Here is a 26,721-nt window from a genome sequence, read left to right as displayed (position 1 = left end):
GTGCACCCGGACTCAAATCCGATCACACGGCAGCTGAGAGCGACACGATGTCTGGCTGCCCGCGGGCTAGCGGCTCTCGAGGCGATAGCTTCTGCCGTCGTTCACAGCTCGTCGAGCGCAGCCGAGCGCCCCGTGAACCGAATGGTTCTCGGCGGACATGCCTCTTCTGACGGGGGATTCCTCCCTCGTCAGAAGAGACAGGAGAACCCATGGGTAAACGGAACTTGCTCACGGCGGCCGGCGTACTCTCGCTGCTGCTCACGATCCCATTCGGGGCGGCACCCGCTGCCACTGCGGCGTCGGCCAAGGAGGCATCCGGACCGCACTGCGCAGTCGAGGTGCATCCGACCGCGACGCCGGAACCGTCCGGAGCACCGGTGTGCTTCGACACTGAAGTTGAAGTCGCCGGGTACTTGGCGAGCATCGGCGTAGCGAAGACCTCGGCCCGAGGTGCCGCGGCGGCCAGCACCGTGGTCGGCACCGTCTACCAGGACACCAACGGGTCCGGGGCGAGCCTGACGTTCTGGGGTGCAAGTGGGTGCTCGGGCGTGACCTTCGGGTTCCCCTCCCTGGCATCAGGGTGGAACAACAGCATCAGCTCGGTCCGCGCATCCAACGGGTGCTGGGTCACGGCCTATACAGCGACAAGCTACGGCGGCAGCCGGCTCAACTGCACGCCGTACTGCGCCTCGATCGGGACATGGAACGACAACGTCAAGTCGCTGGTCTTTCGCCCCAACGGCACGTTCGGGTGAGTGGCCTGCTAGTCAGCTGGGCGCGTAGTCAGCCGAGTCCTTAGTCGGCAGATTCTTCAAGAGGCGCCATGACGAGCGACTGGCACACAGACGGTTTGTCGCTCGGAACGACGGCGGCGGTCCCATCGCGCATAACGCAGACCTGCAAAGCGGGCACGGTCACATCGCCCGGGACCTGAGTCGGTGCGGTGGGATCGACACTCGGGCTCAGCACGCCTTGATCCCACATCTGTGTGCACAGGGCTAGGGCATCCTCAACGCGGCCAGGGCCGTCGCCGTTTGCGATCGTCGCAGAGGACCCGGGATACGAGCCATCGGCGCCGACGGTGGTGGAGCTCAGGCAGTGCACGATGGTCTTGTCCGTGACGGGAGCTTCTCCGAGGATGATCGTGGCACCGGTGGTGAGCGCGGCCACGGTGGCCAGGCCCGCTCCGCTCCAGATCGCGACTCGTCGGCGACGGTGGCGCTGGACGCTGGGCTCGCTGCGGACACGCTCGGCGAGGACCTTTCTCATTGCCTCGGTTCGTGCGTCTGTCATCTCTGGTTCGTCAGGTTTCATGTCAGCCTCCACTCGTCGGCGTTCGACGTCCGTGGATGCATTGACATGTCCGGACCTTCCAGTTTGGTTCGGAGCTGACGACGCGCGCGGTTCAGTCGGGACTTCACAGTGCCGATGGGAAGATTCAGCACCGAGGCCGCGGCCGCCATCGAGAGTTCTTCGACCAGGCATAGCTCGACCACGGCGCGATCTCCGGGGGATAGAGATTCGATGGCATTCCTTAGCGCTTCTCGGCGATCACGACCATCGAGTCGCTCTTCGACGTGAGGGGAGTGGTCTTCTTGCTCCAGCGGAGGGGGCAGTTGCGCGATCATTCGTGAGTAACGACGCTGCGCTCGAGTGAGGTTATAGGTCACCCTCGTCGTCACGGCCAGTAACCATGGAAGCAGAGATCCATCGACGATGCGCACTCGCTTTCGCAGACGCCATGCTTCCAGGAACACGATCGCGACAACTTCCTCCGCCTGGCCGATGTCCGCAGTACTGCGATAGGCCGCACGAAATATCCGGGCCCGGTAGCGGTCGAAGATGATCACGAACGCATGCTCAGTACCCGATAGCGCCTCTAGCCACAGGGCCGCATCCGACTCGTCTTCCCGCATGTCGATCCCCCCCCCGTGCTCAGCATACGAATATGTCCCTCGGCTCTCTCCGCCCCAGCTGGGGGTCACACCCTTCAGATTCATGTGGGCGCTTCGTGCGATCTCGGCGAACTCGACACCGTGAACCTTTCCAGGGCCGTCGGACATGTCATAGCAAGCCGGGTCAATCCGTCCCGGCCTAATCACGAATTTGAGTGACGAGTACCCTAGCCAGGCGCGTCGATCTGTAGCTCAGAAGCCAATAGACACAATCAATCGAAGGAGATTCATGTCCGGTAAAACGGCGCGACGCGCCCTTTCAATTTCGGGAGTGGCGGTGCTGGCACTTGTCACCGTTTTCACTCCCCAGGTAGCTTTCGCAGACACGCAACAGGAAGAACCACCTCAGACCGTCAGCGCCAGCATGCCGATGTCGGTCCACAGCTACGACGCGGCGATCGCAGAAGCCAACGGCTTCGAGATCGTCACCGACGAGTCAGGTGAAGCCCGTTCCATCCCGGTCACCGACGAAGCAAAAGCACTCGTCGCCGCGGCCGAGGCTGAAGCTGAGGCCCCGGAAGTTGGCGCGCGCGACACCGTCGTGGGCAACTGTGGCCAGGCCTGGCTCAATGGGAGCAAGGGTGCAAACAACAAGGTGAGCTTCACGACGGGCTACTCCGTGCGGCTCCCGGTGCAGCTGCACCAGTGGCGGGTATCAGCCATCGGCGCCATCACCTCGGGCGAGCAGAATTACGCCCAGGGCGCGGGCGGCGCGGTGTGGAGCAAGGCCGGATCGACCACGGCAATCGGCCCAGGCTGGGCTCTGGTGCCCCCGCTGAGTTCGGTGGCCATGGTCAAGCTCGTTGACGGAGCGACCTGCTACTCGGGCGGACCGAGCTTCACATTCGGATAAGCCGTAACCGGATGTAATCCGAACAGAGAAACATGGAACAGAGCAACGCAGAACACCATTCGGGGGCTGAGGAGTGAATCTCGGTCCCCGCATGGCCGTTCACAGCGATTCCACCAGCACAGGTATCCAGGAAGGACCCAAATACTATGCAGCCACTCGACCCAGAGGTCGGCAATTCCTGGCCGGCCAGCATGATGATCACCATTGAGAACAGCGCCTACTCTCTGCTGGAGCTTCTCTGGCTGCGTGAGGCCTGGCAACTCGGGCCATCCGGTGAGGACGTCCCACCTCTGTTGGAAAACCCACCGACCACGCTGTCGGGTGTTTCTGGAGAAGCCGGAGCGGGACAGGTCAGCGTCGACCAGATCAAAGCCTGGGAAGACGTGTGGCCGTCCCTGTGGAGAGCGTGCCTGGATCACGTTGCGCAAGGCTCTGACCCGCGTCTCTTCGAGAAGCTTCAGGCCACCAAGGATGGCTCAGTCGAGCGCGCTGAGTTGCTCAGCAAGCTCTCCGGACCGAGTTGGCGAGAGGCATTTGGACCAGACGCCTTCGCCGAGTCATATGGCGAATGGTCACAGGCCTGGTATGAGTCCCTGGGCAGGAAGAACGCCGTACCGCTCGAGGAGACGCCAGAGCGGCGTGCGCTGAGCGCGTTGGTGCCTGCATGGGAGGCAGGACTCGAAATGGTCGTCACGATCCCGTGCAAGGGTGACTTTACGCGGGTGCTCGGAAGGTCGGCCCTGTTGGTCACGGCGAACACACGCGAGGATCCAACACGGTATGCGGCGGCGCTGGAGCTCTTCAGGAAGGCTTCCGGCGCGTAGGTGCAAGACCACCACGTTCGCGTCGCGCTCGGCGATCGTGACCTTGTGATGGCTCAGGTGGACGGGCTGAAGGCGATGCTGGATGGGCTGGATTCGCGGCGACCTGCCGCAACGACGTAACAGGTGCGCCGACGGCTTCAGACCGGCCGCCGTGCGCAAGGCCGACTGGAGCGCTCGAGCCTGGGGAACGTCGTGCTTGCTGTTCATCCCCTCCGATGACCTGTACCCCAGCCTTTGTCGCCTGGTGGCCGTCGAGGAAGGCGAAGACAATGACTGAAGGCGTGCATCCGTGACGTAATGCGGTCGGGGAATGACTTCATCAGGTGACTCTCGGCCTCGTTGTACCCCGAAATCCACCTTATGTCCCCCGAAGGGGGGAGTGTGTTCCCCCGTTCGGGTCACTACTCTTTCGACGAGGCAAAACGTCAGTTGATCGTTGTGCACCGCGCTGACCGATGCCACCCGGGAGAGAACCATCACCGAGAACGACCCTTCCGGCTACGAGTCTTCGCCGATCGCGACTGAAGCAGAAGAACGCCGTCGAGGCATGTCCCGCCGGAGCCGAGCGGCCCTCGCTGGACTGATCCTCATCATCGCGAGTGCTCTGGCCTGCTGGGCGCTGGTGAGCGCCGGCGCAGTACGCCCCAGCATCGTGCCGGGCGAGGCTGCGGAACCCGCAACCTCGTCGACGTCCGGTCCAGAAGCCCGGGACGCATCGACCAGCACCACGGATTCCGCCGGCCAGGTTTCGCTGCTCTACTCCCTGAGCGCCGGCGCGGGCACGCTGACGCCCCTCGCCGGGTCGTCGGACGAGTACACTCTCGAGCTTTCCCACACCGACGCGCACGTGCTGTGGTTCGCAGTCCAGCCGTCCCGAAAAGCGGGCGTGTTGCCGACGAGCGGCTTCGCCAGCGAGTGGGCCGGATTCGGATTCGCCGAGGACCCGCCCAATGTCGCTGTGATCCTGCAAGATGCGGCGGAGGAGGAAGACACTGTCGTCGCGGAGATGCAGACACCTGCCTTCGACGCAGACACCGGTGTTTTCAGCGCGACCCTCCGTGTCCTGGAGCAGGTTGAACAGGATGGTCTCGCCGGCACGCTGGCGCAGCACTCAGCGAAGGCGGACCCGGCCCTTCCCGCATCCTTCACGGCAGTATCGCTCTTCATCGACGACGTGACGGGCGCGGTCGTGAACGGCTGCCTGCTCCAACCGTTCACGGTGTGCGTGGGCGCCGACCTCGCCGGAGCCAAGCTCGCGGGAATGAACCTCACCGGCGCTGATTTCACCGGAGCAGACCTGTCCGGAGCAGACCTCAGTGGGGCGAAGCTGCTGAACGCCAACTTCACCGGCGCGAACCTCACGGGAGCCAACCTGCTGGGTGCCGACATCACGGGCGCGATCTTCCTGGGAGCGACCATGACGGATGCGCAGCTGCCGGTCATACCGCCCGCAGCAGAGGTGACCGCCTCGCCGTTCTGCTCCAGTGCGAGCGTGGGCGCAGTGGTACTGGCAGACGGCCTCATTGCCACGAGCTTCAGCGCTCCCCGCCAACAGACAAGGGGTTTCGTCCGGCAGTCAATGGGTGATGTCACCCTCGTCGGCCCAGACGGCCTCACGCTGGACGCCACTTTCACCTGCACCAACCCGGCGGCGGCCCCGTACACGGAAGCCCGGGCGCGGGGATGGACCCTCACCATCAACGCGGTTCGAGGTGGCTCGAGTGCGCTGGAAGCGCTCACCCTGCAACCCGGTCGCATCACCGGCACGATCGTCAGGCATAACGCGGGCGCCACCTGGGCAGTGACCGTGCCGGCGAAGCTGTCAGCCGAGCCGCTCGACACCACCGGCGCGCTCACCATCACCGGCCCGCGCGACTGGACATTCGCCGCATCGGGCGTCGCCGGGGTGCTGCCGGACACCGATAGCGGAACCCTGACCGCGTCGGCCGCATCGGGCTCGATCACCTATGCGTCCGGAACGATATCGGGCAACGTGCGCGTCGCATTCGGCGGCACACACAAGTTCGTCAGGTCGCTCCCGACGAATTGGACGAAGTCCACAGCCATCAACCTGGGGTTCTCGAGAGTCGCCGGTGACGCGTCGTCGGTGAATCGAAGCGTCACGCTGTCGGTTGCCGCGAGCTCCGGCTCCGACTCACTGACGGTTTCCGGCCCCTGGACGCCAACCGGATACACCCTCGCAGGCGGCGGCGTGCTGCACATGAACGGCACGGCCGTTGCGATGACGGGCCTGTATCAATCGGGCGGCACCAACGCCCAGACGGGAATGAGCCAGACGGATCCCGAGTGGAAGCTGACCGGATCCCTCAGCGGGGTCTCGCTCGACGGCGGCGCCACGATCGCCACGGGCAAGGTCACAGTCTCAAGCGAAGAATCCGGTATTTTCGGAACCGCCAGGGTGCAGCCCCAGGCGAACAACGCCTTCACCCTCCAGGCCGAGCTGGATTACTTCGGTCCGGCCAACTGGACCCTCGCGATCGACGGTGAGGGCTCCGCGAAGGCGTGGGCGCCGGCCGGCCTCTCCGGAATGAACATCAAGACCGAGAAGGTGTCGGGCAGCATCGCCAGCACACCGCAGGGCGGATTGGTGTGGGCGCTCTCCGTCCGCGGGGCGAGCGGCACGCTGGCCAAAGGTGTCTCTCTGGCCGGGACCCTCACCCTGACCAACACCTGCCCGTTGACCCCGACCACTGACTGCGGCACGACCACGGGAATCTTCTTCGGGTTCATCGACGGCAAACTGGGGCTGCCGGCGCCGATGCATCCCGTGCCGGCGCAGGGCGCCATCCGCATTGACGGCTCGTGGGCGTTCATCCAAGCGGATGCGGGATCAACCACTTTCGTCGGACCAGGCGGTGCTGACGTGAGCCTGACGAACGCGGACCTCACGATCTCGAAGGGGAGTCAGAACCCCGGCACCATACCCGGCCTGGGGATGCCCGACCTGAGCGCCGAGAACAGCGGCTTCGAGGTCGAATTCTGTGGTGATCTCGACATGAGGATCCCCGCCATCGACTCAGGCAAGTCGTCGGGCGGCTGCGTCGACTGGACACCGAACGGGATTGCCGTCGGCATGGTCGGACTCGACGGCAGCACCCCAGGCGGTAACGCAACCGCCGGTTCCGCGGGTAGTGGCGGCACCGGCGTGGCCGTGGGCCCCACCACCTTCACGGGGTTGGGCTGGACCAACCTCACCTCTGCCCCGCAGATGACCCTGAACGGGGCGCAGGTCACCCTCACGAAGGGAAGGAGCACCCTCGCCGGTACCGTGGCGCTGCCCGGCGCGCTCCTGGATGCGGTCGGCAAGTCCGGAGTCAACGCCGCAGCACCGGCCATCGGCACGCTGTCCGATGCGAACTTCTCCCTCGCCAAGGCCAGCTTCACAGTCGATGCCCGACTAGCCGTCGGTTCCACAGGCCAGGGATTCGCGCTCAACGCGGTCACGGTACACCTCGCCCGGACCGCCACAAGCGCCGATATCTCTCTCGGCGTCGACGCGTCCTACTCGGTGGATGGCCACACCTACCCGGTCGTTCTCAAACTTGCTGCGGGCAGTGGGAGCGGACTGACCGTCTCGCTGACAGCGACGGGAACCCCCACGACAGCACACTCCTGTGACCCGACGTGTGATGGCGTGAGCGTGCCCCTGGCGACACCCCAAACGGGTTACGCCTATCTGACCAATGCTTTCGGTGGCGTCCCAGGCGTACATCTCTGGAGCGTCACCGGCCAGGTCGAGGTCACCGGCGGCACGCCTGGCTTCGGTGTCGGTGCCACGGTGTACCTCAACCCGCAGGATGTTCCCAACCTCTTCCACGGCACCACCTGGATGAAGGGTGACTTCTACGTCAACGTGTCGGACGTGACCCCCTGCTTCATGTTCGACTTCGGCAGTAGCGACCCCCAGACCTACCTGCAGGTCAAGGGCGGGGTGCTCAAAACCTCGAATTTCCAGCTCGCCATCGCCCCTCAGGGATGCGAAATCGGCACCCTTGGACTGCCCGCGGGATCGAGCTTCATCTTCGATGCCACCCTGGGCACGGAGGCGGAGGTTCATATCGACCTCGCAATCGGTCGGGACGCGAACGGCGCGCCGACGTTCACCTCAAGTACCGAGGTGCAGAACGTCAAGGTTGGCGCGATGACGGTTATCGACATGAGGCTGACCATCTCCCTCACCGCTGCCGCACAGAGCGTGACCTTCGTCGGGAACTTCACTCTCACAGTGGGCAGCATGCACTCCAGCTTTGATCTGACCGCGGCCGCCGGAGGTGGTGTGCACTTCGATGGAGCCGTGTCGCTCGTCGACTGGACTCTCAGCGAAAGCGGCGGCTCGAGCGGTTTCGACATGGAGTCATTCAGCTTCCAGATGACCTTCGACACCTCAACGACAGCGTGCGGCAGCTTCAGCGCGGACACGAGTGGAAGCCTGTCAATGGGTAAGAAGACTCACATCGAGTTCGACGGGACGTTCAGCGAGACGTGCGGTGTCCTCCACACCCTCACCATCGACTTCGACTACTCGCACAACAACCAGACTTACGGGTTTGATATCGCCTACTCTCAGGACACCGGGATGCTGTCCGGGGCACTGGACTGGAGCTTCAGCCACAACAGCACCCACAGGTTCACGCCTGGCGGCTACAAATACGAGCGGGGAGCATCGATCGCGATTTTCCTCGAGTTCTCGCTAGACACCAACCACCCCAGCGTGGCCACCTTTGGCTTCAGGGGGACGGTGACCGGGAACAACGTCAGCGGCAGTGTCGAGTGCTCACTGAGCACCACCGGTGACGATTCGTGTTCGGCAAGCATCCATGTTGAGATCCCTGGACACGGGCACTTCGGAGCCTCGGCGACATGGTGAGAATGCACACGAAACATCGCAGGAACAGCGGGAGATCGCAGATGACATCCACTTCACCCCTTACCGGGACTCGAGTTCCCAGGACTCGAGTTCCCGGGACTCGATCCCGCGCCCGACTCGCCCTCGGTTTCGTCGTGGTCGGTGTGCTGACTCTGGGGCTTGCGGCCTGCACCGCAGCGGGCACGCCTGCTGTCGCACCCTCGAGCCCCGTAGCGGACGTTGTGGTGCCGTCACCGACGTCTTCCCCCGCGGAAGCGATATCGGTGCTGTACACGCTCTCGGCGGACACCGGCGCCCTGACGCCCGTCGAGGGGTCGGCGACCGACTTCACCCTTGTCCTGTTCGCAGCAGACCGGCACACAGTGTGGTTCTCCGACCGGCCCGCGCGTCTCTCCGGCACCCTCGACACGGCCGATCTGGTCGACGACTGGGCAGGATTCGGGTTCGTCGCCGACCCCCCGACGGTCGCCGTTGTTCTGCACGAGGCCGGCGGCTCCGCCGACACTCTTGTGGCGGAGGTGAGCGAGCCGGCCTATGACGCGTCAACGGGTGACTTCTCGGCCACCGTGCGGGTCCTCGATGAGCTGACGGGTCAGGGTGCCGATGCATTCGAGCACTTCTCCAGCACCGCGGATGCCGCGCTTCCGCCCAGTTTCGCCGGTGTCAGCATCTTCGTGAACGACGAGGTCGGCGAAGTGGTCGACTGGTGCATCGTCGCTACACATCCCACCTGCTGAACCGGGTGGACCACGTGGGGGCCATCCGGCGCGCTCCGTCTATCGTGAGGGTATGAGTTCCGGCCAGAGTGTGCGCCTCGTGCTGCCGCACCAGCTGTTCGATCAACACCTCGAGGCAGCCCGCGGTACCGTGTTCGTTCTCATCGAGCATGACCTGCTCTTTCGCCAGTACCGGTTTCACTCGCACAAGCTCGTGTTGCACCGCGCGTCGATGGCCCGCTTCGCCGGCCGCCTGCGCGAGCAGGGGTATGAGGTCGTCCAGCTGCAGAGCGATGGCGAGCGGAGTTCCCACGACCAGCTCGCCGAGTTCGTGCGACACCGCGACCCGGCACGAGTGCGCTGGTTCGACGTGGTCGACGACTGGCTCGACAAGGACCTGTTCGCCGCGCTCGCCGCCGGCGGGTACCTGATGCGCCCGGACGACGTGCTGGAGACCCCGAACTTCCTCACCGACCGGGCAGCGATCGACGACTGGTTCGCCCACAACGGCTCCCGGATGCAGGACTTCTACGTCTGGCAACGCCGACGGCTGGACATCCTCGTCGACGACGGCAAGCCGGTCGGCGGCAAATGGTCGTTCGACACGGAGAATCGCAAGAAGCTGCCGCGCGGGTACACGCCGCCTGCGGTGGGCCGATTCGCGGGCCATCCCACCCTTCAGAGAGAGGGAACCTTCGACTTCGACGCGCTGCTGCACGACACCGCCCGCACCCTGGTGCCGCGCGAGGTCGAGCGCGCCATCGAGTGGGTCAGCGCCGAGTTCCCGGATGCTCCGGGCGACCCGCAGCTCTTCGCCTGGCCGACCAGCGCCGATGAGGCCAGGGCGCACCTGCAGGAGTTCGTGCGGGAGCGCCTGCACGATTTCGGGCCCTACGAAGACGCGATCTCGAACACGCATCCGTTCGTCAATCACGGCCTGCTCACCGCGGCGCTGAACATCGGCCTGCTGGACCCGCGCGACATCGTGCAGGCGGTGCTCGACGGCGCCGGCCACGACACCCCGCTGGCCTCCGTGGAGGGGTTCGTGCGCCAGGTGATCGGCTGGCGCGAGTACATGCGCGCCACCTACCGAACCAGCGGGCGGCGGATGCGCACCGCCAACCGGCTCGACCACCGGCACGCCCTCGGCGCCGGCTGGTGGGATGCGAGCACCGGCCTGCCGCCGGTGGACCTCGTCATCTCCCGCGTCCTCGACACCGGATATGCGCACCACATCGAACGGCTGATGGTGCTCGGCAACGCCATGGCGCTCCTGCGGATCCACCCGGACGCGGTCTACGAGTGGTTCATGGAGATGTTCATCGACGCCTACGACTGGGTGATGGTGCCCAACGTCTACGCGATGAGCCAGTTCGCCGCGGGAGACGAGATCACCACCAAGCCCTACGTGTCGGGGAGCAACTACCTGCGGAAGATGTCGGACCTGCCCGCGGGCGGCTGGACGGCGGACTGGGACGGTCTGTACTGGACGTTCATCGATGACCACCGGGCGGTCTTCGCAGCGAACCCGCGCACGCGGATGGTCACCTCCCTGCTGGACACCATGGACCCGGGCACTCTGGAGCGGCATCGGCGTCGCGCGGAGGCGCTGCTCGACGCCGGGCGCGCCCGCTGACGCTGGGCACGACCCGGCGCGCCCACGGTCAGCCCTCGGACGGCACGGAGGCCGCCTCGAGTGCGCGCAGCTCGGCGCCCAGCGATTCGACAGCCGTGCGCTCGCCCTGCGCGGCGCTGACGGATGCGTCCAGCTGAGCCTGCCGCCCGGCCAGCTCCGACTCCGCCGCCGTGATCTCACTGGTTCTGCGCGAGAGATAGGCTCCCCACGCCTCGTCGCCCAGGCTGCCGTCGGCGTTCAGCACGACCAGTCGGGACTGCTCTTCTGCGGTCAACGCGTTGTACTGGCTCACCTGATCGTTGTGCAGGGTGAGCTCGGCCTCCAGCCGTGCTCGGTCGGCCTGCGCCTGCGCAGCCGCGTCGGCGTCGGCCTGTTCGTGCCCGATGAGGGCGTCCGTCTGCGTCTGATAGTCGGCCCAGAGCCCGGCCCACAGGGAGTCCAGCGCGCTGTCGATCGCCACGAGAGCCTGCCGGTCGGCGAAGTAGGGGGCGTAGAAGGCCTCAAGTGCCGGGTCGCCCGCATCCGCGATCTCGGTGCCGAGATAGGCGAACTGCTCGGTCGCGCGGTTCTCGCTGGCTGTCCCGACCGAGGAGGCCAGGCTGGTCTGCACCGGATCGTCGACGGGAACCGAGGACCAGCGTGCCTCCAGCAGGGGGTCGAGCCGGTCCCGCTCGCCGGGCTCGAGCCGGGCGTACGCGGCGTGCAGAAACTCGTGGGCGGCGGTCACAACGACCTGATCGGCGAGGCGTTCATCACCGGGGCGGAAGATCGCCACCCGGCCGGATTCGCCGCCCATCCCGTAGTAACAGCCGACCACCGCCCAGCGACCATCCTCAGAGCTTTCGGAGGTGCTTCCGCAGGCTTCGCGAAAATCCGCGCTGTCCAGCAACTCCGGCCGCGTGTCGGTGAATATGGCGCGGCCCTCGTCAGTGAGCCCGATCCGGCCGCTGACCTGCTCCATCTCTGCCGACAAACTCGTTGCAGCCGGGTCCCACGGCGGTCCGGACGGCAGAATCGTCAGAGCGAGCAGCCCGGCCGCCGCCAGCGTCGGCACGAGGATGATCCAGGTCACGACCGAGCGCCGCGCCTGGACGCGGGAGCGGGGCGGGCGCGGTTCGCCGTGATCGGATTCGAAGAGCGTCACCGGCGAAGTATGGCACGGGTGCGGGGCCGACCGGCGTCGGCTCCGTCGCCGGTGGAACGAGTCGGGCGGCGCTCAACCGCCGAGCCGGTATTCCCAGTCCACGGGCACGCGGCCGGCCGGCCCCGGCACGGGCTGGCTCGCCGGGTGGCTCTGCGGGTCGGCGAGCCGGGGCCCGGTCACGAACTCGTTCAGTGTGTAGTTCCAGAACCAGTCCTCGCCGGGTTCGAAGCTCTGGATCACCGGGTGACCCGACGCAGCCGCGTGCGCCGTCGCGTGCCGGTTGAGGGAATCGTCGCAGCACCCCACATGCCCGCAGGCCGCACACCGGCGCAGGTGCAGCCACCAGGAGTCCGTCGACTCGCAGTCGACGCAGCCCGGCCCGCTCGGCGGAATGGTGGGATCGATGTTGGGTGTGGTCATGCTCCTGCTCTCTCAGCGGGTGACGAGAGGTCAAGCGTCCGTCTCATCAGGATGCGCGGAAAACCGCCGGACACGGACGTGGTGTCGGCCGCCTTGGTGAACCCTGCGTGCTCGAACATGGCGCGGGTACCCACGAAGGCCATGGTGAGGTCCACGCGCTGCCCGGCGTTGTCCACCGGGTAGCTCTCCACCGCCGGTGCACCTGAGGCCCTCGCGTAGTTCACGGCGCCATCGATGAGCGCCGCGGTGACGCCCCGCTTGCGGAAGCCCGGGCGTACCCGCAGGCACCAGAGCGACCAGACCGGCAGGTCGTCCACATGCGGGATCTTGCGGGACGTCGCGAACGGATGCAGCTCCGCCCGTGGGGCGATGCCGGCCCAGCCGGCGACCTCCCCGTCGAGGTGGGCGAGAACGCCCGGCGCGATCGGGCGGGCACAGAGCTCGCGCACCTTGTCGGCCCGCTGCGTGCCCGCCAAAGCCCGGTTCTCGGTCGAACTCAGCCGCCAGGACAGGCACCAGCACACCGACGACTCCGGGTTCCTCGGCGCGAACATCGTGGCCACGTCGTCGAAGTCGTGCGCCGGGAGTACCTCGAATGTCATGTGAACCTCCGTGGCTGAAGGATAGGCAGCGGGCGCCACCCGCCGCAAGGGCATTCGCCGGTCAGCTGGGGCCAGATCGGACGATTGCGCCCGGCGCACCGGGACCACATGTCCGTTTCGGAAACAGTCGCGAGCACGTGCGTGGGGGAGCGGGCAGGCTACTCGCCGGAGAGCGCCAGGTTGACGAACGCGCGCACGGCGGCGGAAGCGCGGCGTTTGCGCGACGCCGCGAGGTACACGGTGAAGTCGGGCACATGCGCCACCGGGATGCGCCGCACATTGAGGGCATCGTGTGCGGCGAACTCGGGCAGCAGCGCCATCCCCAGCCCGTTGGTCACATACTCGGCGGCGGTGCCGATGTCGGAGACCTCGATCATCACCCGGCGCTCCACCCCGGCCGCGGCGAACGCGTCGTCCACGATCTGCCGGCTCGCGTAGCCCGGCGGCAGGTCGATGAACTCCTGTCCCGCCAAGGCAGCGAGGTCGACGGTGGGCGAGGCGGCGAGCGGATGCCCGGCCGGAACCACGAGCACCATCGGGGAGGAGGCGATGGGCACCGCGGAGAGATTGGCGGGTACGGCGCCGCTGAGCGCCAGGAAGGCCAGGTCCAGTTCGCCGCTGGCGAGCTCCTCGACGAGGTCGGCCGACCCGCGTCGGGCGGCCCGCAGCCGCACCCCGACCCCGGGGTGACCGCTGCGGTAGAGCCCGAGCAGCCGCGGCACGTTCACGAGCGTGACCGAGGTCATCAGGCCGATCACGATGGAACCCGTGATGGCGTGGCTGGACTGTTGCGCCACATCCCGCACCTCGTTCACGGCATCGAGAGCCTCGCGCACCCTCGGCAGCAGCAACTCACCGGTGGAGGTGAGACGGATCTGCCGGCGGCTGCGGTCGAACAGCTCCACCCCGAGTTCGCTCTCGAGTGACCGCACCCCGGCCGAGACCGCCGATTGCGCGATCGTGAGCCGCTCCGCCGCCCGGGTGAAGTTGAGTTCGCCGGCGACGGCGCTGAAGAATTCGAGCTGCCTGAGATCCATGCGTCAATGATCTCATCCACAGATCGTTGCCATCGACTATTGGCGTTGTTTGCAATCGGTCGCGGCGGGATCATTGAGGAAGGCGCCGGTTCGACCCGTCGTCGGAAGGACATCATGGCGCACACCAGCCCCGCCCAGACCACCGTCGCCACGGCGACCAGCGCACCCGAAAAGGCAACCGCCTTCGGCCTTGGCGCCCTCGGCTCACCCCGCCGCTCCGCAGACCGGGTGGTCGAGTGCCTCGAGGCCTACGGCGTCAAGTGGGTCTTCGGCGTGCCCGGCGCCAAGATCGACCCCGTCTACGACGCCCTGCTCGACGGCGGCCCGCAGATGATCGTGGTGCGCCACGAACAGAACGCCGCGTTCATGGCCGCCGCCGTCGGCCGCCTCACCGGCGAACCGGGTGTGGTGCTTGTCACCAGCGGGCCCGGAACCGCCAACCTCGCCACCGGGCTGCTCACCGCCACCACAGAGGGCGACCCGATGGTCGCCATCTGCGGCGCCGTCTCCCGCGGCGACCGGCTCAAGCGCACCCACCAGTCGATGGACGCCGTCGGCATGCTCTCCGCCGTCGCCAAGTCCGCCGGTGAGGTCAGTGTCGCGAACAATGTGCCGGAGGCCATCGCCAACGCCTTCCGCCAGGCGGTGCAGGAACCCAAGGGCGCCGCCGCCGTGGTGCTGCCCTACGACGTCCTCACGGACTCGACCACGGTGTCGATGACCACCCCGCACTGGGTGCCGCAGCTCGGCGCCGCCCCGGCCGCGAGCATCCACGAGGCCGCCGACCTACTCCGCACGGCCCAGTTCCCGGTGATCCTCGCCGGCGCCCGGTCCGGTTCCGACCGGGCCGTCGCGGCCCTGCACCGGCTGCTCGGCGCCGCCAAGCTCCCCGTCGTCGAGACCTTCCAAGCCGCGGGTGTCATCTCCCACGACCTCGAGGAGCACTACCTCGGCAGGGTCGGCCTGTTCCGCAACCAGCCCGGCGACGTGCTGCTGCACAAGGCCGACCTGATCCTGGCCATCGGCTACGACTTCGTCGAATACGAGCCGTCCAAGTGGAACAAGGACCACCTGCGCCGCATCATCCACCTCGACGAGCTGTCGGCCGACCTGGACGACTACTATCGCCCCACCGTCGAGCTGCGTGGCGATGTGGCCGAGACGATGGATGCGCTCACCCGCGAGATCGACGGCCTCACCCTGTCGGTATCCGCGTCGGCCGTGGTCGCCACCGAGCGCGCCCGCCTGGCCGAGGCCGACCTGCCCGTGCACCGCGACGACGAGTCCGAGGGGGTGCACCCGGCCGAGCTGACCCTGGCGATGCGCGCTCTGCTGCCCGACGACACCACGGTGCTGTGCGATGTGGGCTCGCACTACATCTACATGGCCCGGCACTTCCGCACCTATCACCCCCGCACCCTGCTGTTCTCCAATGGGCAGCAGACCCTCGGGGTGGCCCTGCCCTGGGCGATCGCGGCGACGCTGGTGCGCCCCGGCACCCCGGTGGTCTCGGTGTCCGGCGACGGCGGCTTCCTCTACTCCGCCATGGAGCTGGAGACCGCGGTGCGGCTCGGCTCCAAGTTCACCCACATCATCTTCAACGACGGCACGTACGACATGGTCGCGTTCCAGCAGCAGGGCAAGTACGGCCGCACCTCCGGCGTGCAGCTGGGCGACTACGACGCCGTGCAGTACGCCGAATCGTTCGGCGCGCACGGCTACCGGGTCACTCACCTCGACGACTTCGCGGCGGTGCTCGAGCAGGCCATGAACGACGACGGCCCGAGCATCATCGACGTGCGGGTGGACTACCGCAACAACCGCGACGAACTCATGGCCGACCTGGAAAGCGACGTGCTCCTGTGAACACCCCCGCACCCGCCTTCACGGTGTCGCGCCACGAGATCTTCCAGACCAGCCTGATGAGCGCGCTGCTCGACGGCGTCTACGAAGGCGAAATGACGGTGCGCGACCTGCTCGGTCACGGCAGCTTCGGCATCGGCACCTTCAACGGCCTGGACGGCGAGATGCTCATCGTCGACGGCAGCTGCTACCAGCTGCGGGCTGATGGCGGGGTGACCAAGGCCGACCTCGGCGCGTACACGCCGTACGCCGTGGTGACCAACTTCGTGCCGCACATCGAGAGCGCCCTGCCCGACAACGTGGTGCGCTCGGAGGCCTCGGCCTTCATCGACCACATGACGGCCTCCGAGAACTACATGTACGCGCTGCGCATCGACGGCGACTTCGAGTGGATCCGGATGCGCACCGTGGTCAAGCAGCAGAAGCCGTACCGGCCGATGGTGGAGGCCACCGATGAGGACGCCATCGTCGAGCTCCACAACGTCTCCGGCTCCCTGGTCGGCTTCCGCACACCGCTCTATGAGCAGGGCATCGGCGTGCCCGGCTGCCACACCCACTTCATCACCGACGACCGCACCGGCGGCGGCCACGTGCTCGACTTCAAGCTGAAGAGCGGCAGTGCTGCGCTCTGCCTGGGCACCGATCTGCGCCTGCAACTGCCGCTGACGGATGCATTCCGTGACGCCAACCTGTCCCCGGACGACCTGGCCCGGCAGCTGGCCAAGACGGAGCAGCACGCCTGACCACCGGTGCTGCCGCCGGGCCTCGGCGACCGTACCTAGCTAGGAGCCGTACCTAGCTAGGAGCCGTACCTAGCTAAGCGACCGTACCTAGCTAGGCGACCGTGTCCTGGTCGACCGCGTACACCTCGATCCAGCTGTCGCCGCCGAAGTGCACGGTGTTGCGGCACAGGTACGGCGGCGCGGGCAGGTCGAACTGGGCGTACCCGTCGGCGGGGCTCATCCGCAGCAGGTCGCTTCGACTGGCGATGTCCAGTCGCAGCGTCTCGCCGGGACCGAGCAGGGTGGGAGCCGGGGTGAGACTGAACCGCAGCGTCACCGGCTCCCCGGGAACGAGAGGCTCCCTCCGCCCGGCATCGATCACGATCTCGTTCGCCGTGGAGCGCTCCGGCTCTTCTGTGCGAGCCGCCGGCCGCACGGCTCCCATCGAGAGTTGGTGCCGCGCGCCGTCGTCGCCGATACGCGACAACCGGGCGATCAGGTAGGAATCGATCTCGTTGCAACTGAACCGGAGGTTCGCGGTGACCGCACCGGCCAGGAGGAGAGGGCGGTCCGCCCGGAACTCGAAGCCCAGCGACTGCGCGGCGACGTCGTCGAGGCCGCCGAGTGTGGGCAGGCCGAGCGGAACGGCGACCCAGGTGTTTTCCCCCGCCGCGGCCGGTCCGGTGCCCAGCCGGTGGGTGGCCTCGTCCGGGCCGCCCGAGGAGAGGTTCAGCCGCAGCACTGCACCCGCGGCGGGTGGGAACGTCGTCGCCGTACCGAAGCGCTCGGCGCCGTCGATCCAGTAACGCACCCGGGGCTGCTGGCCGTACCCGTTGTCCACGCCATGCAGCAGGTGGTCGAAGAACGCGAGCGCCTCCTCCTGCCAGGCGTAGACGGGCAGGTCGAACTGCGGGGCTCCGAGGATCATCCACCGGTCTTGGGCAGCCGTGCCGGCATTCTCGAACAGGTCGTAGCTGCCGTACTGGTGCAGGTTGAAATAGCCGAGGTTCTGCACCACCACGAACGGCACATCGATGTCGCCGAGCAGCCCCGTGGACCCCTCGGGGATCGTCGAGGTCTGGCGGGTCTTGCCGTCGAAGATCCAGTTGGCGTACATCCGTCGCACCGTTTCGACCGGCGTTCGGGCCATGAACGAGTCGAACATGCGGCTCACATTGCGGTGCACGATCTTCTCGAGCAGCGGATGCAGCATGCTGTTGGTCACGTGGCTGATCAGAGCCCGCCGGTCGGGGGAGAGCCTCTCGTCATAGTTCCGCTCGGTGAAGTTCGCGCCCATCCAGAGGTTGAGGAAGAACAGGGCGGGGACCCCGCCGAAGGCCACGAGATGCCGGTAGAAATCGGTGCACATCTCGTTCGCGAAGAAGCCACGCAGCGCCGGAGGGCGGCGGGCCGCCACGAGTGGCTGGGTCATGCCGTAGTACGAAGTGCCGAAGAGTACGACATCGCCGTTGCACCAAGGCTGTCCGGCCGCCCATGCGATGACTGCCTCGTGGTCGTCGACATCTCTTGGATCGAAGAACACCACCTGCTCGCCGGTGGATCGTCCCATCCCGCGCCTCTCGACGATCACGGGGCAGTAGCCGCGGTCGGTGAACACCGGCGGCGAACCGATCTCGTTGGAGCCGGTCGGGATGCCTGCCGTGTGTTCCTCGGTGCTGTACGCCGCGAAGGCCACCACGGCCGGATACCGACCAGGCGCCCGCGGCACATACACGTCGGCGTGCAGGCGGGCCCCGTCGGAAACAGGGACGAATTGGTCGGCCAGCGTGCGTGACCCGAGCCCGTCGAACGCTCGCGCTGTTGGTGTCCACCCTGCATACTGCCGACCGAAGGTCGACCCCTTCAGCGGGATGTGCGGGTGGTCGTGCCTGTCCATGGAAGACCTCCCCGAGCGCGTCAGATTCTCTGCTGGGCATGTTAACCGGATGTGAGCGCGACGGGCAGTGCCGTGACGCGATGGCGGGAATCGAACCCGCGTACACAGCTTTGCAGGCTGCTCCCTGGCCACTCGGGCACACCGCGATGGGGTGGTTCACACGACCCGGTCGGCTCGTGTTCAGAGCCAGTCTGACAACCCGTCGATCGGTCGACGGGTATGTGACGAAGGAAGACGAGATCGCGCCCGGCGGCCCGCGCCGAGGGCGAAAAGCGGGCCCGGCGGCTTTGTTGCGCTTCCTAACACTTCGCGACGCCGCGTGACCTGAGGGACGTTCGGCACCGGCCGAGGGTGCCTATATTCGGACCCACCCCGTGCCCAACAGTCACAGCCGTCACCGAGGAGTTCCGTCTTTCATGTCTCGTACCCGCAGCACAACAACAGCCCTGATCACGCTGGGCGTGGTGTCCGCCCTCAGCCTGTCGGCCTGCGCATCCGCCGCGCCCGCCAGCACGGCCACCCGCGTCGACGGCGGCACCATCGTCTACGGCCACCAGCAGGAACCGGCCTGCGTCTTCGGCGGTTGGATCGAGCAGGCCTACCTCTCGTCCCAGGTGCTCGACGGCCTGGTCTCGCTCGACGAGAACCACCAGGTCGTGCCGTGGCTGGCCGACTCCTGGAGCGTCTCGGACGACCAGCTCACCTGGACCTTCACGCTCAAGGACGGCGTCACCTTCACCGACGGCACGCCGCTCACGGCCGCGGTGGTGGCGTACAACTTCGACTACTGGCTCGCCGGCGGCAACAGCACGGCGAGCGTGTGGCTGGCCGGCTACTACGCCTCCGCCCAAGCCGTTGACGAACGCACCCTCACCGTGAACCTCTCCGCGCCCTACCCGCGCCTGGCCGACAACCTCACCCAGGGCTACTTCGGCATCCAGTCTCAGCAGGCGCTGGAGACCCGCACCGACGAGGAGAACTGCGAGGCGCCGATCGGCTCCGGCGCGTTCGTCGTGGACCACTGGAACCGCGGCGAGGAGATCGTGCTGGTGCGCAACGAGGACTACACCTCCCCGCCGGCCAACGCCAAGCACACCGGCGCCGCCTATGTCGACCAGATCGATTGGAAGTTCGTGGCCGACCCCACGACCCGGGCCGCCTCGCTCAGTGCGGGCGAGACCGACGTCATCTACGACGTTCCCGCCGTGGCCTGGAAAACCCTGGAGAGCGGGGGCTTCCAGTTGGAGAAGTACATCACCCCCGGCCGGCCGCAGCAGCTCACTTTCAACACCTCGACCGGACCGTTCGTCGACGAGTTGGTGCGGCAGGCGTTCGCCTACAGCCTGGACCGCAAGTCCCTCGTCGAGACGATCGGGCAGGGCGTCATCCCCTACGAGGGCAACGGCGGGGTCAGCCAGGCCACCCCCGGTTACAGCCAGAAGGCGGCAGACCTCTACAGCCTCGACACCGACACGGCCGACGAGCTGCTGGATGCCGCGGGTTGGACCGGTCGCGACGCCGACGGCTACCGCACCAAGGGCGGGGAGACGCTCGATGTCGTACTGCCCTACGGCGCCGGCTCCATCGTGAACGCCGACGGCGCATCCATCCTGCAGGGCCTGCAGGAGCAAGCCAAGGCCACCGGCTTCAAGGTCGAGCTGATTCCGGTGCCGCAGAGCGCCCTGTTCGCGGGCGAGTACTCGCAGCCCGACGAGAAGGACATCACGGTGGGCTACTGGACGGCCGTGACCAGCGGCATCCTCGCCATCAACTGGAAGCAGAGCACCCCGGAGGCGCCGAACTACAATAACGCGTCCTTCACCAACTACCCCGAGCTCGAGAGCATCATCCTCGAGGCCAACTCCACCGTCGACACGGATGCGCAGAACGCCGTGTACGAGAAGGCGCAGGAGTACATCGCCGAGCACGCCCTGGCGATCGGGGTCTACGACCGGCTGAGCACGCTGGCCGTGTCGCCGACGCTCAAGGACGTCTGGCAGGAAAACGCACAGGGAGGACCGATCTTCTATGACGCGTACTTCGTCGAGTAGCCCGCCCCGCCCGGCTCCGGCCATTGGCCCGGCCGTGCCGACCCTGCGGCGGGCGCCCATGCTCACCGGGCCCCGGCTGCGCCGGATCGTCGAGAAGATCGGCGGCGCAGTGGTGGTGCTCTTCGGGGCGGCCACGGCCGCGTTCGCCGCCCAGGCCGCCCTGCCGGGGGACCGGGCCACGGTGATCCTCAACATCCGCGCCGGCCAGGCCATCGAGCGCACCCCGGCGGAACTGGCGCAGATCAATGAGCAGTACGGCCTGCAGAACCCCCTGGTCGTGCAGTACCTCGACTACATCCGCGGACTCCTCGTCGGTGACCTCGGCATCTCGTACCAGCAGTACAAGCCGGTCAGCGAGGTGATCCTGCAGCAGATCGGCCCGACCGTGGCCCTCACGCTCACCGCGATCGTGCTGTCCTGGCTGATCATGATCGCCTGGGTCACCCTCACGGCCGGCCGCACCGGGCGGCTGGCCGGGGCGGGGGCCGTGGTCGACACCACCGCGGCCGGGCTGCCGCACTACTGGCTGGGCATCATCCTGCTGCTCGTCTTCTCGCTCGGCCTGGGGTGGTTCCCCGTCATCAGCGGACCCTCGGTAATCGGCATCGTGCTGCCGGCCCTCACCCTGGCGATCCCGCTGGCCGGGTTCATGGGCCAGGCCACCCGCACCGAGTTCGAGCGGTCGCTGGAGCAGCCGTTCGTGATCTCGGCGCGGATGCGCGGCATGGGCGACACCGGGGTGCGGCTGCGGCACGTGCTGCGGCACTCCGTGCTCCCGGCGATCACCCTGTCGGGCTGGGCGCTGGGCGCCACGATCTCCGGCGCCGTGGTCGTGGAGACCGTGTTCTCCCGGCCCGGCATCGGCAAGGTGCTCGTCGGCGCCGTCAACTCCCAGGACCTGCCCGTTGTCACCGGCATCGTCATCCTCATCGCGGCACTGTACGTCGTGGCCAACCTGCTGGTCGACGTGGCGTACACCCTCGTCGACCCGAGATTGAAGAGCGCATGAGCACCATCGAACGCCAGACCCCGCCCACCGCCGGGTCGGCCACCGCAGGCGCTCCGACCCCCCGGGCCCGGAGGCGCGCTGCCCCGCCGGCGGGCCTGATCGTCGCGAGCGGCGCCCTGCTGCTCTTCGCCACGGCCCTGGTCGCGCCGGGTCTGCTCGCCACCCACGACCCCTATGCGCTCAACCTGGCGGATGCGTTGCACCCGCCGTCGCCGGAGTACTGGTTCGGCACCGACGAGGCCGGCCGCGACCTCTTCAGTCGTGTGGTCTACGGCACCCGGGAATCCCTGGTGATCGGGCTCGGGGCCACGGCCGTGAGCCTCAGCGCCGCTCTGGCCCTTGGAGCGCTGGCCGCGCTCGGCGGCCGGTTCACCGCCGGAACCGTGAACCGGGTGATCGAGGTGCTCCTGGCCTTCCCGACCCTGCTGTTCGCGCTGCTGCTGGTGGCCATCACGGGCCCGTCGGCGCTGTCGCAGGTCTTCGCGGTGGGCGTGGGCAGCGCGCCCGGCTACGCCCGCATCATCCGGGGCCAGATCCTCTCGGCCAAGAACAGCGGGTACGTCGAAGCGGCCGTGGCCCTCGGCCACAGCGACGGCCGGATCCTGCGGCAGCACATCGTGCCCAACGCGGTGCGGCCGCTCGTGGCGATCATCGCCCTGTCGGTCGGCCAGTCGATCGTCTGGGCATCCAGCCTGTCGTTCCTCGGGCTCGGCGTGGCCCCGCCCTCGCCGGAATGGGGCGCGCTGCTCGACGCCGGCCGGGTCTACATCACCCAGGCCTGGTGGCTCACCGTCATCCCGGGCCTCGTGATCGTGGCCCTGGCCCTCGCGGCCACCAGCCTCGGCAAGCACATCCAGAACACCTTGGAGAAAGGCGACACATGACCTCCACGATCGACAGTGTGCAGGCCCCGGCCGCGCGCACCCCGACGCCACGGGCGGATGCCCCGGCGCCGAAACGCGGGCGTCTGAGCGTCGCCAACCTCTCCGTCGGTTTCCGGCGGAACGGCATCCTGCACCAGGTGGTGCACGACGTGAGCTTCAGCCTCGAACCAGGGCAGTGCGTCGCCATCGTCGGCGAGTCCGGCTCGGGCAAGAGCGTCACCGCACGCAGCATCGTGGGGCTGACCGGCAAGAACTCGGTCGTCGACGCCCAGTCGATCCTGCTCGATGGCGACGACCTGCGCGCCGCGACCAACCGGCAGTGGCGGCAGATCCGCGGCCGGCGCATCGGTTTCATCCTTCAGGACGCCCTCGTCTCTCTCGACCCGCTGCGCCCGGTGGGCAGGGAGATCGCCGAGGCCCTCGCGCTGCACCGCTGGGGCACCCGGCGGCAGCGGGCCGCGAAGGTCGTCGACCTGCTTGGCGCCGTGGGGGTTCCCTCGCCGGAGAACCGGGCCAGGCAACGCCCGGACGAACTGTCCGGGGGCCTGCGCCAGCGGGCGCTGATCGCCTCCGCCCTGGCCCTTGACCCGGAGATCATCATCGCCGACGAGCCCACCACGGCCCTCGACGTGACGGTGCAGGCGCAGGTGCTCGCGCTGCTCGCCGAGACCAAGGAACGCGGGGTATCGGTGATCCTGATCAGCCACGACCTCTCGGTGGTGGCGCACCTGGCCGACCACATCCTGGTGATGAAGGGCGGCCGGGTGGTGGAGAGCGGCAGCGCCGACCAGGTGCTCAACGACCCGCGGCACGAGTACACCCGCAGCCTCATCAACGCGGTGCCCAGCGAGGCGACCCGCGGCCAGCGCCTGGGCGCGCAGGCGCACGCACCCGTGCCTGCCACCGCGCCCGCTCCCGAGCCCCGCGGCCACAGCGGCCCTGTGCTGCAGGCGGTGGACCTGGTCAAGCGATTCACCACTCCGGACGGCACCGTGACCACGGCCGTCGACCACGTCTCGTTCACCCTGGAGCGGGGCAGCACCCTCGGCATCGTGGGGGAGTCCGGCTCGGGCAAGAGCACCACCGCCCGGCTCGCGCTGGCGCTGACGTCGCTGGACTCCGGCACCGTCACCCTGCTCGGCCAGGACTGGTCGAGCCTGCCCGAGCCCCGCCGCCGGGCGCTGCGCCGGGAGATCTCGGTGGTCTACCAGGACCCGCTGAGCTCGTTCGACCCGCGCTGGAACGCGGAGCGGATCCTCCTCGACAGCCTCACCGACGCCGCCGGCCTGTCCACGGCCGAGAAGAAGGCCCGGGTCGCCGAGCTCGCCCGCCAGGTGGGCCTGCCGCAGGAGATCCTGCAGCGCTTTCCGCTGAACCTCTCCGGCGGACAACGCCAACGCATCGCCATCGCCAGGGCGCTTGCCCCGAACCCGTCGGTGATCGTGCTCGACGAGGCCGTGTCGGCGCTCGACGTGTCGATCCAGGCGCAGATCCTCGACCTGCTCGTCGACCTGCAGAAACAACGCGGGCTGAGCTACCTCTTCATCTCGCACGACCTCGGCGTCATCAGCCACCTCAGCGACCAGGTGCTCGTCATGAAAGACGGCGTCGTCGTCGAACGCGGCACCCCGGACGACATCTTCAACCGGCCGGCGCATCCATACACCCGCGAACTCATCAGCTCGCTGCCCGATCACCCCAGGAGAACCCCATGAGCCAGAACCCCACCCACCCACCCAAACGGCTCATCCTCAACCTCTTCGAGATGAACTGCGTCAGCCACATCACCCACGGACTGTGGCGGCTGCCCGGCAACAACCGGCAGCGCTTCAACGACATCGACTACTGGATCGAGCTGGCGCGGCTTCTCGAGGCCGGCGGCTTCGACGCTGTGTTCCTCGCCGACGTCATCGGCGCCTACGACGTGTTCCGGGATGGCCCGGAGACGGCCCTGCGGGAGGGGCTGCAGATCCCGAGCAACGACCCGCTGCTGGTGATCCCCGCGATGGCAGCGGTCACCACACACCTCGGCTTCGGGGTCACCTTCTCCACCAGCTACGAACCTCCCTTCGCGTTCGCCCGCCGGATGAGCACCCTCGACCACCTCACCAAGGGGCGGGTGGGCTGGAACATCGTCACGTCCTACCTGCCCAACGCCGCGCGCAACTTCGGCCACGCCGACCAGATCGACCACGACCACCGCTACGAGATCGCGGATGAGTACCTCGACGTGCTCTACAAGCTGTGGGAGGGATCCTGGGACGACGACGCCGTGGTGGCGGATGCCGAGAACCTCGTCTACACCGACCCGGCGAAGGTGCGCTACATCAACCATGTCGGCGAGCACTTCTCGGTGGCCGGGCCGCACCTCTCCGAACCGTCGTTGCAGCGCACCCCGGTGCTCTTCCAGGCCACGGCGTCGAAGGCCGGCACCGCCTTCGCCGGCAAGCACGCCGAGGTGGTGTTCACGGGCGGGCCCACACCGGCCGGAGTTCTGGCGGGGATACAGGCGATGCGGGATTCGGCCGTCGAGCAGGGCCGCGCGGCCGGCGACATCAAGTTCATCGTGCAGGCCGGCGTGGTGGTGGGGCGCACCGAGGAAGAGGCGGCCGAGAAGCTGCGGGCCTACCGGGAGCTGGCCAGTGTGGAGGGTCGGCTCGCGCACGCGTCGCTGCCCTTCGACCCCACGGCCCACCCGCGCGACATCACTGTGGGTGAGGCCCTGGCCCGCGAGGGCAAGTCCGATGCCCCCGGAGCGGCCTACCTGCCCCAGGACCAGAGCGTGGGGGAGTTCCTCGACGCCATCGCGACCTCGTGGGACGAGCAGTTCTTCGTTGTGGGCACGCCCACCGTCGTGGCCGACGCCATCGAGAGCTGGCTGGACGATATCGGCATCGACGGGATCAACCTGCGCCAGTACCACTCCTTCGGCACGGCGCAGGACTTCATCGAGCTGGTGGTGCCGGAGCTCCGCCGCCGCGGCCGGCTGCGGGAGGCGTATGTCGACGGGGAGACCCTGCGGGAACGTATCTTCGGCGGGCCGGCGCGGCTGCAGCCCCCGCACGTGGCGACCCGCTATCGCGACGGACGGAACCTCGACGAATCCGCCCTGCTCGAGACCACGTCCAGGGTGTGACATGGACTGGGCAGGGGGCGCGACAGGAGCAGGCCACGACGGGGAGGAGGTGCGGGGGTTCGGTTTCTTCGTGCGCCTTGACGGCCACGTCGCTCCACGGGAGGCGCTCGCCGCAGCGCTGACCGACGTCGTGGCACGGCTGGCCCCGGATGCCCAGGTGCACATCGAGCCGGAGCCCGGAACCGGCGCGGCTGCCGGCGGCGAGGCGGCTTCCGGCGGCGGCCCTGCTGCGGGCCAAGGCATCCTCATCGACGTCGGCCGCCAACTGCTGCTCGTCGACGGACTGCCCGTGCAACTCAGCTACCGCGAGTTCCGGTTTCTCTGTTATCTGGTTCTGCGCCCTGGCGTCACGGTGGGCCGGGCCGAACTGATCGACGCCCAGCGCACCTGGTCGCGGGTCACCAGCCCGCGCACCATCGACGTGCACATCCAACGCCTGCGCGTGAAGCTCGGCGGCTACGGCGACATCCTGCGCACCGACCGCGGCACGGGGTACCGGTACGACGCGCACGCTGACGTGCGCATCCGCCGCTGAGCGGGCTACCGTGGGGGCATGAGCTCACACGACGACAGGGCTGACCCGGCGGCGGAGGACGCGGTGCGCGCCCATCTCGACACCGTGACCGGGGCGACCCGGCGGCGGGATGCGGAGACGCTGCTGGGGACGTTCGGGCGCATCACCGGGGAGCCGGCGCGGCTGTGGCCCGGGTCGATCATCGGCTTCGGCCGCTATCACTACAGATACGAGAGCGGTCGGGAGGGTGACGCCGCGGCGGCCGGCTTCTCGCCGCGTAAGGCGTCGATGTCGATCTACTTCGCCGACGGGCTGGGCGCCTATGCCGGGGAACTCGCCCGGCTCGGCCCGCACAAGACCGGTGTGGGCTGCCTGTACCTCACCGATCTGGCGAAGGTGGACCTCGCCGTGCTCGAGGAGATGGTGACGGCTTCGTACCGGGCGGTGACCGCGGGCGACTACTACGGGCACCGGGCCCGGGAGTCCGATGGCGGCCGCCCGGAAGCGCGTCGGCCGGAGTAGCCCGCTCGCCCGCTGCTGCTGCCCGCTGCTGCTCGATGCTGCTGCCCG

General features: G+C 67.8%; 23 protein-coding genes and 1 tRNA gene. 16 read left to right on the top strand and 8 right to left on the bottom strand.

The window, feature by feature from the left end:
• Positions 1-209 precede the first annotated feature (209 nt).
• A complete protein-coding gene (locus tag DOE79_RS05900; protein ID WP_120337689.1) occupies positions 210-755 on the top strand; it encodes a peptidase inhibitor family I36 protein in 546 nt (181 codons plus the stop codon).
• A 40-nt stretch (positions 756-795) separates the two neighbouring features.
• Here the strand turns inward: DOE79_RS05900 and DOE79_RS05895 are convergent, their stop codons facing one another.
• Entirely contained in the window at positions 796-1,293 is a 498-nt protein-coding gene (locus DOE79_RS05895; RefSeq protein WP_162942617.1) for a hypothetical protein, read from the bottom strand.
• A gap of 17 nt (positions 1,294-1,310) precedes the next feature.
• Positions 1,311-1,850 carry an RNA polymerase sigma factor gene (locus DOE79_RS05890; RefSeq protein ID WP_162942616.1) on the bottom strand — a complete coding sequence of 180 codons (540 nt, stop codon included), beginning with the start codon at positions 1,848-1,850 and terminating at the stop codon, positions 1,311-1,313.
• A 334-nt stretch (positions 1,851-2,184) separates the two neighbouring features.
• Between DOE79_RS05890 and DOE79_RS05885 the strand changes: the two genes are divergently transcribed.
• The 6 genes from DOE79_RS05885 to DOE79_RS05865 all read left to right on the top strand — a co-directional run bounded on the left by DOE79_RS05885 (position 2,185) and on the right by DOE79_RS05865 (position 10,872).
• On the top strand, positions 2,185-2,808 hold the full coding sequence (locus DOE79_RS05885) for a hypothetical protein (protein ID WP_162942615.1): 624 nt from the start codon (positions 2,185-2,187) through the stop codon (positions 2,806-2,808).
• A 146-nt stretch (positions 2,809-2,954) separates the two neighbouring features.
• Positions 2,955-3,632, top strand: a complete 678-nt coding sequence (locus tag DOE79_RS05880) for a hypothetical protein (RefSeq protein WP_120337685.1) — start codon at positions 2,955-2,957, stop codon at positions 3,630-3,632.
• Between the two features lie 82 nt (positions 3,633-3,714).
• The gene (locus DOE79_RS20435; protein WP_162942614.1) at positions 3,715-3,909 is read left to right on the top strand and encodes a hypothetical protein; all 195 of its coding nucleotides are present in this window, start codon (positions 3,715-3,717) and stop codon (positions 3,907-3,909) included.
• 270 nt (positions 3,910-4,179) lie between these two features.
• The gene (locus DOE79_RS05875) at positions 4,180-8,520 is read left to right on the top strand and encodes a pentapeptide repeat-containing protein (RefSeq protein WP_220094291.1); all 4,341 of its coding nucleotides are present in this window, start codon (positions 4,180-4,182) and stop codon (positions 8,518-8,520) included.
• Between the two features lie 263 nt (positions 8,521-8,783).
• A complete protein-coding gene (locus tag DOE79_RS05870; RefSeq protein ID WP_120337684.1) occupies positions 8,784-9,257 on the top strand; it encodes a hypothetical protein in 474 nt (157 codons plus the stop codon).
• A 52-nt stretch (positions 9,258-9,309) separates the two neighbouring features.
• Complete coding sequence (locus DOE79_RS05865) at positions 9,310-10,872, top strand: cryptochrome/photolyase family protein (protein ID WP_120337683.1); 1,563 nt, start codon at positions 9,310-9,312, stop codon at positions 10,870-10,872.
• A 28-nt stretch (positions 10,873-10,900) separates the two neighbouring features.
• On the opposite strand, the gene DOE79_RS05860 is transcribed toward DOE79_RS05865, so the two are convergent.
• The 4 genes from DOE79_RS05860 to DOE79_RS05845 form a co-directional block, all read right to left on the bottom strand.
• Positions 10,901-12,016 (bottom strand): hypothetical protein, encoded by a 1,116-nt coding sequence (locus DOE79_RS05860; RefSeq protein ID WP_120337682.1) that lies wholly within the window; start codon positions 12,014-12,016, stop codon positions 10,901-10,903.
• A 72-nt stretch (positions 12,017-12,088) separates the two neighbouring features.
• A complete protein-coding gene (locus DOE79_RS05855; RefSeq protein WP_120337681.1) occupies positions 12,089-12,436 on the bottom strand; it encodes a UBP-type zinc finger domain-containing protein in 348 nt (115 codons plus the stop codon).
• Positions 12,433-13,038 carry a GNAT family N-acetyltransferase gene (locus DOE79_RS05850; RefSeq protein ID WP_120337680.1) on the bottom strand — a complete coding sequence of 202 codons (606 nt, stop codon included), beginning with the start codon at positions 13,036-13,038 and terminating at the stop codon, positions 12,433-12,435. Before DOE79_RS05850 ends, DOE79_RS05855 begins: the two co-directional genes overlap by 4 nt.
• A 158-nt stretch (positions 13,039-13,196) precedes the next feature.
• Positions 13,197-14,075, bottom strand: coding sequence for a LysR family transcriptional regulator (locus DOE79_RS05845; RefSeq protein ID WP_120337679.1), 879 nt, complete (start codon positions 14,073-14,075; stop codon positions 13,197-13,199).
• A 114-nt stretch (positions 14,076-14,189) separates the two neighbouring features.
• Here DOE79_RS05845 and alsS point away from each other — a divergent pair, with 114 nt between their 5' ends.
• The gene (gene alsS, locus DOE79_RS05840; protein ID WP_120337678.1) at positions 14,190-15,941 is read left to right on the top strand and encodes an acetolactate synthase AlsS; all 1,752 of its coding nucleotides are present in this window, start codon (positions 14,190-14,192) and stop codon (positions 15,939-15,941) included.
• Positions 15,938-16,681, top strand: a complete 744-nt coding sequence (gene budA, locus DOE79_RS05835) for an acetolactate decarboxylase (RefSeq protein WP_245977145.1) — start codon at positions 15,938-15,940, stop codon at positions 16,679-16,681. Before alsS ends, budA begins: the two co-directional genes overlap by 4 nt.
• A 91-nt stretch (positions 16,682-16,772) precedes the next feature.
• Here the strand turns inward: budA and DOE79_RS05830 are convergent, their stop codons facing one another.
• Positions 16,773-18,557 carry a CocE/NonD family hydrolase gene (locus DOE79_RS05830; protein ID WP_120337677.1) on the bottom strand — a complete coding sequence of 595 codons (1,785 nt, stop codon included), beginning with the start codon at positions 18,555-18,557 and terminating at the stop codon, positions 16,773-16,775.
• 75 nt (positions 18,558-18,632) lie between these two features.
• Positions 18,633-18,703, bottom strand: a tRNA-Cys gene (locus tag DOE79_RS05825).
• 270 nt (positions 18,704-18,973) lie between these two features.
• Between DOE79_RS05825 and DOE79_RS05820 the strand changes: the two genes are divergently transcribed.
• From DOE79_RS05820 to DOE79_RS05790, 7 genes are read left to right on the top strand one after another with little or no spacing between them, the layout of a single operon-like run.
• Positions 18,974-20,608 (top strand): ABC transporter substrate-binding protein, encoded by a 1,635-nt coding sequence (locus tag DOE79_RS05820; RefSeq protein ID WP_120337676.1) that lies wholly within the window; start codon positions 18,974-18,976, stop codon positions 20,606-20,608.
• Positions 20,586-21,617, top strand: a complete 1,032-nt coding sequence (locus tag DOE79_RS05815) for an ABC transporter permease (RefSeq protein WP_120337675.1) — start codon at positions 20,586-20,588, stop codon at positions 21,615-21,617. Before DOE79_RS05820 ends, DOE79_RS05815 begins: the two co-directional genes overlap by 23 nt.
• Complete coding sequence (locus DOE79_RS20780) at positions 21,614-22,501, top strand: ABC transporter permease (protein WP_120337674.1); 888 nt, start codon at positions 21,614-21,616, stop codon at positions 22,499-22,501. The genes DOE79_RS05815 and DOE79_RS20780 overlap by 4 nt, the downstream gene beginning before the upstream one ends.
• Positions 22,498-24,216 carry a dipeptide ABC transporter ATP-binding protein gene (locus DOE79_RS05805; RefSeq protein ID WP_220094290.1) on the top strand — a complete coding sequence of 573 codons (1,719 nt, stop codon included), beginning with the start codon at positions 22,498-22,500 and terminating at the stop codon, positions 24,214-24,216. Before DOE79_RS20780 ends, DOE79_RS05805 begins: the two co-directional genes overlap by 4 nt.
• A complete protein-coding gene (locus DOE79_RS05800; protein WP_120337672.1) occupies positions 24,213-25,637 on the top strand; it encodes an NtaA/DmoA family FMN-dependent monooxygenase in 1,425 nt (474 codons plus the stop codon). Before DOE79_RS05805 ends, DOE79_RS05800 begins: the two co-directional genes overlap by 4 nt.
• A 1-nt stretch (position 25,638) precedes the next feature.
• Entirely contained in the window at positions 25,639-26,172 is a 534-nt protein-coding gene (locus tag DOE79_RS05795; RefSeq protein ID WP_162942613.1) for a winged helix-turn-helix domain-containing protein, read from the top strand.
• An 18-nt stretch (positions 26,173-26,190) separates the two neighbouring features.
• Complete coding sequence (locus DOE79_RS05790) at positions 26,191-26,673, top strand: DUF1801 domain-containing protein (protein WP_120337670.1); 483 nt, start codon at positions 26,191-26,193, stop codon at positions 26,671-26,673.
• Positions 26,674-26,721 lie beyond the last annotated feature (48 nt).

This window comes from Cryobacterium soli (assembly GCF_003611035.1).
In the GTDB taxonomy this organism is placed as follows: Bacteria; Actinomycetota; Actinomycetes; order Actinomycetales; family Microbacteriaceae; genus Cryobacterium; species Cryobacterium soli.
The sequence above is the reverse complement of the archived record's forward strand: the minus strand, read 5'-3'. Positions and strand labels throughout refer to the sequence as shown.

Coding starts and splice junctions, on each gene's coding strand:
- DOE79_RS05900 (WP_120337689.1), top strand. CDS start 210: ATGGGTAAACGGAACTTGCTCACGGCGGCCGGCGTACTCTCGCTGCTG.
- DOE79_RS05895 (WP_162942617.1), bottom strand. CDS start 1,293: ATGACAGACGCACGAACCGAGGCAATGAGAAAGGTCCTCGCCGAGCGT.
- DOE79_RS05885 (WP_162942615.1), top strand. CDS start 2,185: ATGTCCGGTAAAACGGCGCGACGCGCCCTTTCAATTTCGGGAGTGGCG.
- DOE79_RS05880 (WP_120337685.1), top strand. CDS start 2,955: ATGCAGCCACTCGACCCAGAGGTCGGCAATTCCTGGCCGGCCAGCATG.
- DOE79_RS20435 (WP_162942614.1), top strand. CDS start 3,715: ATGGGCTGGATTCGCGGCGACCTGCCGCAACGACGTAACAGGTGCGCC.
- DOE79_RS05875 (WP_220094291.1), top strand. CDS start 4,180: ATGTCCCGCCGGAGCCGAGCGGCCCTCGCTGGACTGATCCTCATCATC.
- DOE79_RS05865 (WP_120337683.1), top strand. CDS start 9,310: ATGAGTTCCGGCCAGAGTGTGCGCCTCGTGCTGCCGCACCAGCTGTTC.
- DOE79_RS05855 (WP_120337681.1), bottom strand. CDS start 12,436: ATGACCACACCCAACATCGATCCCACCATTCCGCCGAGCGGGCCGGGC.
- DOE79_RS05850 (WP_120337680.1), bottom strand. CDS start 13,038: ATGACATTCGAGGTACTCCCGGCGCACGACTTCGACGACGTGGCCACG.
- DOE79_RS05845 (WP_120337679.1), bottom strand. CDS start 14,075: ATGGATCTCAGGCAGCTCGAATTCTTCAGCGCCGTCGCCGGCGAACTC.
- alsS (WP_120337678.1), top strand. CDS start 14,190: ATGGCGCACACCAGCCCCGCCCAGACCACCGTCGCCACGGCGACCAGC.
- DOE79_RS05830 (WP_120337677.1), bottom strand. CDS start 18,557: ATGGACAGGCACGACCACCCGCACATCCCGCTGAAGGGGTCGACCTTC.
- DOE79_RS05820 (WP_120337676.1), top strand. CDS start 18,974: ATGTCTCGTACCCGCAGCACAACAACAGCCCTGATCACGCTGGGCGTG.
- DOE79_RS05815 (WP_120337675.1), top strand. CDS start 20,586: ATGACGCGTACTTCGTCGAGTAGCCCGCCCCGCCCGGCTCCGGCCATT.
- DOE79_RS20780 (WP_120337674.1), top strand. CDS start 21,614: ATGAGCACCATCGAACGCCAGACCCCGCCCACCGCCGGGTCGGCCACC.
- DOE79_RS05805 (WP_220094290.1), top strand. CDS start 22,498: ATGACCTCCACGATCGACAGTGTGCAGGCCCCGGCCGCGCGCACCCCG.
- DOE79_RS05800 (WP_120337672.1), top strand. CDS start 24,213: ATGAGCCAGAACCCCACCCACCCACCCAAACGGCTCATCCTCAACCTC.
- DOE79_RS05795 (WP_162942613.1), top strand. CDS start 25,639: ATGGACTGGGCAGGGGGCGCGACAGGAGCAGGCCACGACGGGGAGGAG.
- DOE79_RS05790 (WP_120337670.1), top strand. CDS start 26,191: ATGAGCTCACACGACGACAGGGCTGACCCGGCGGCGGAGGACGCGGTG.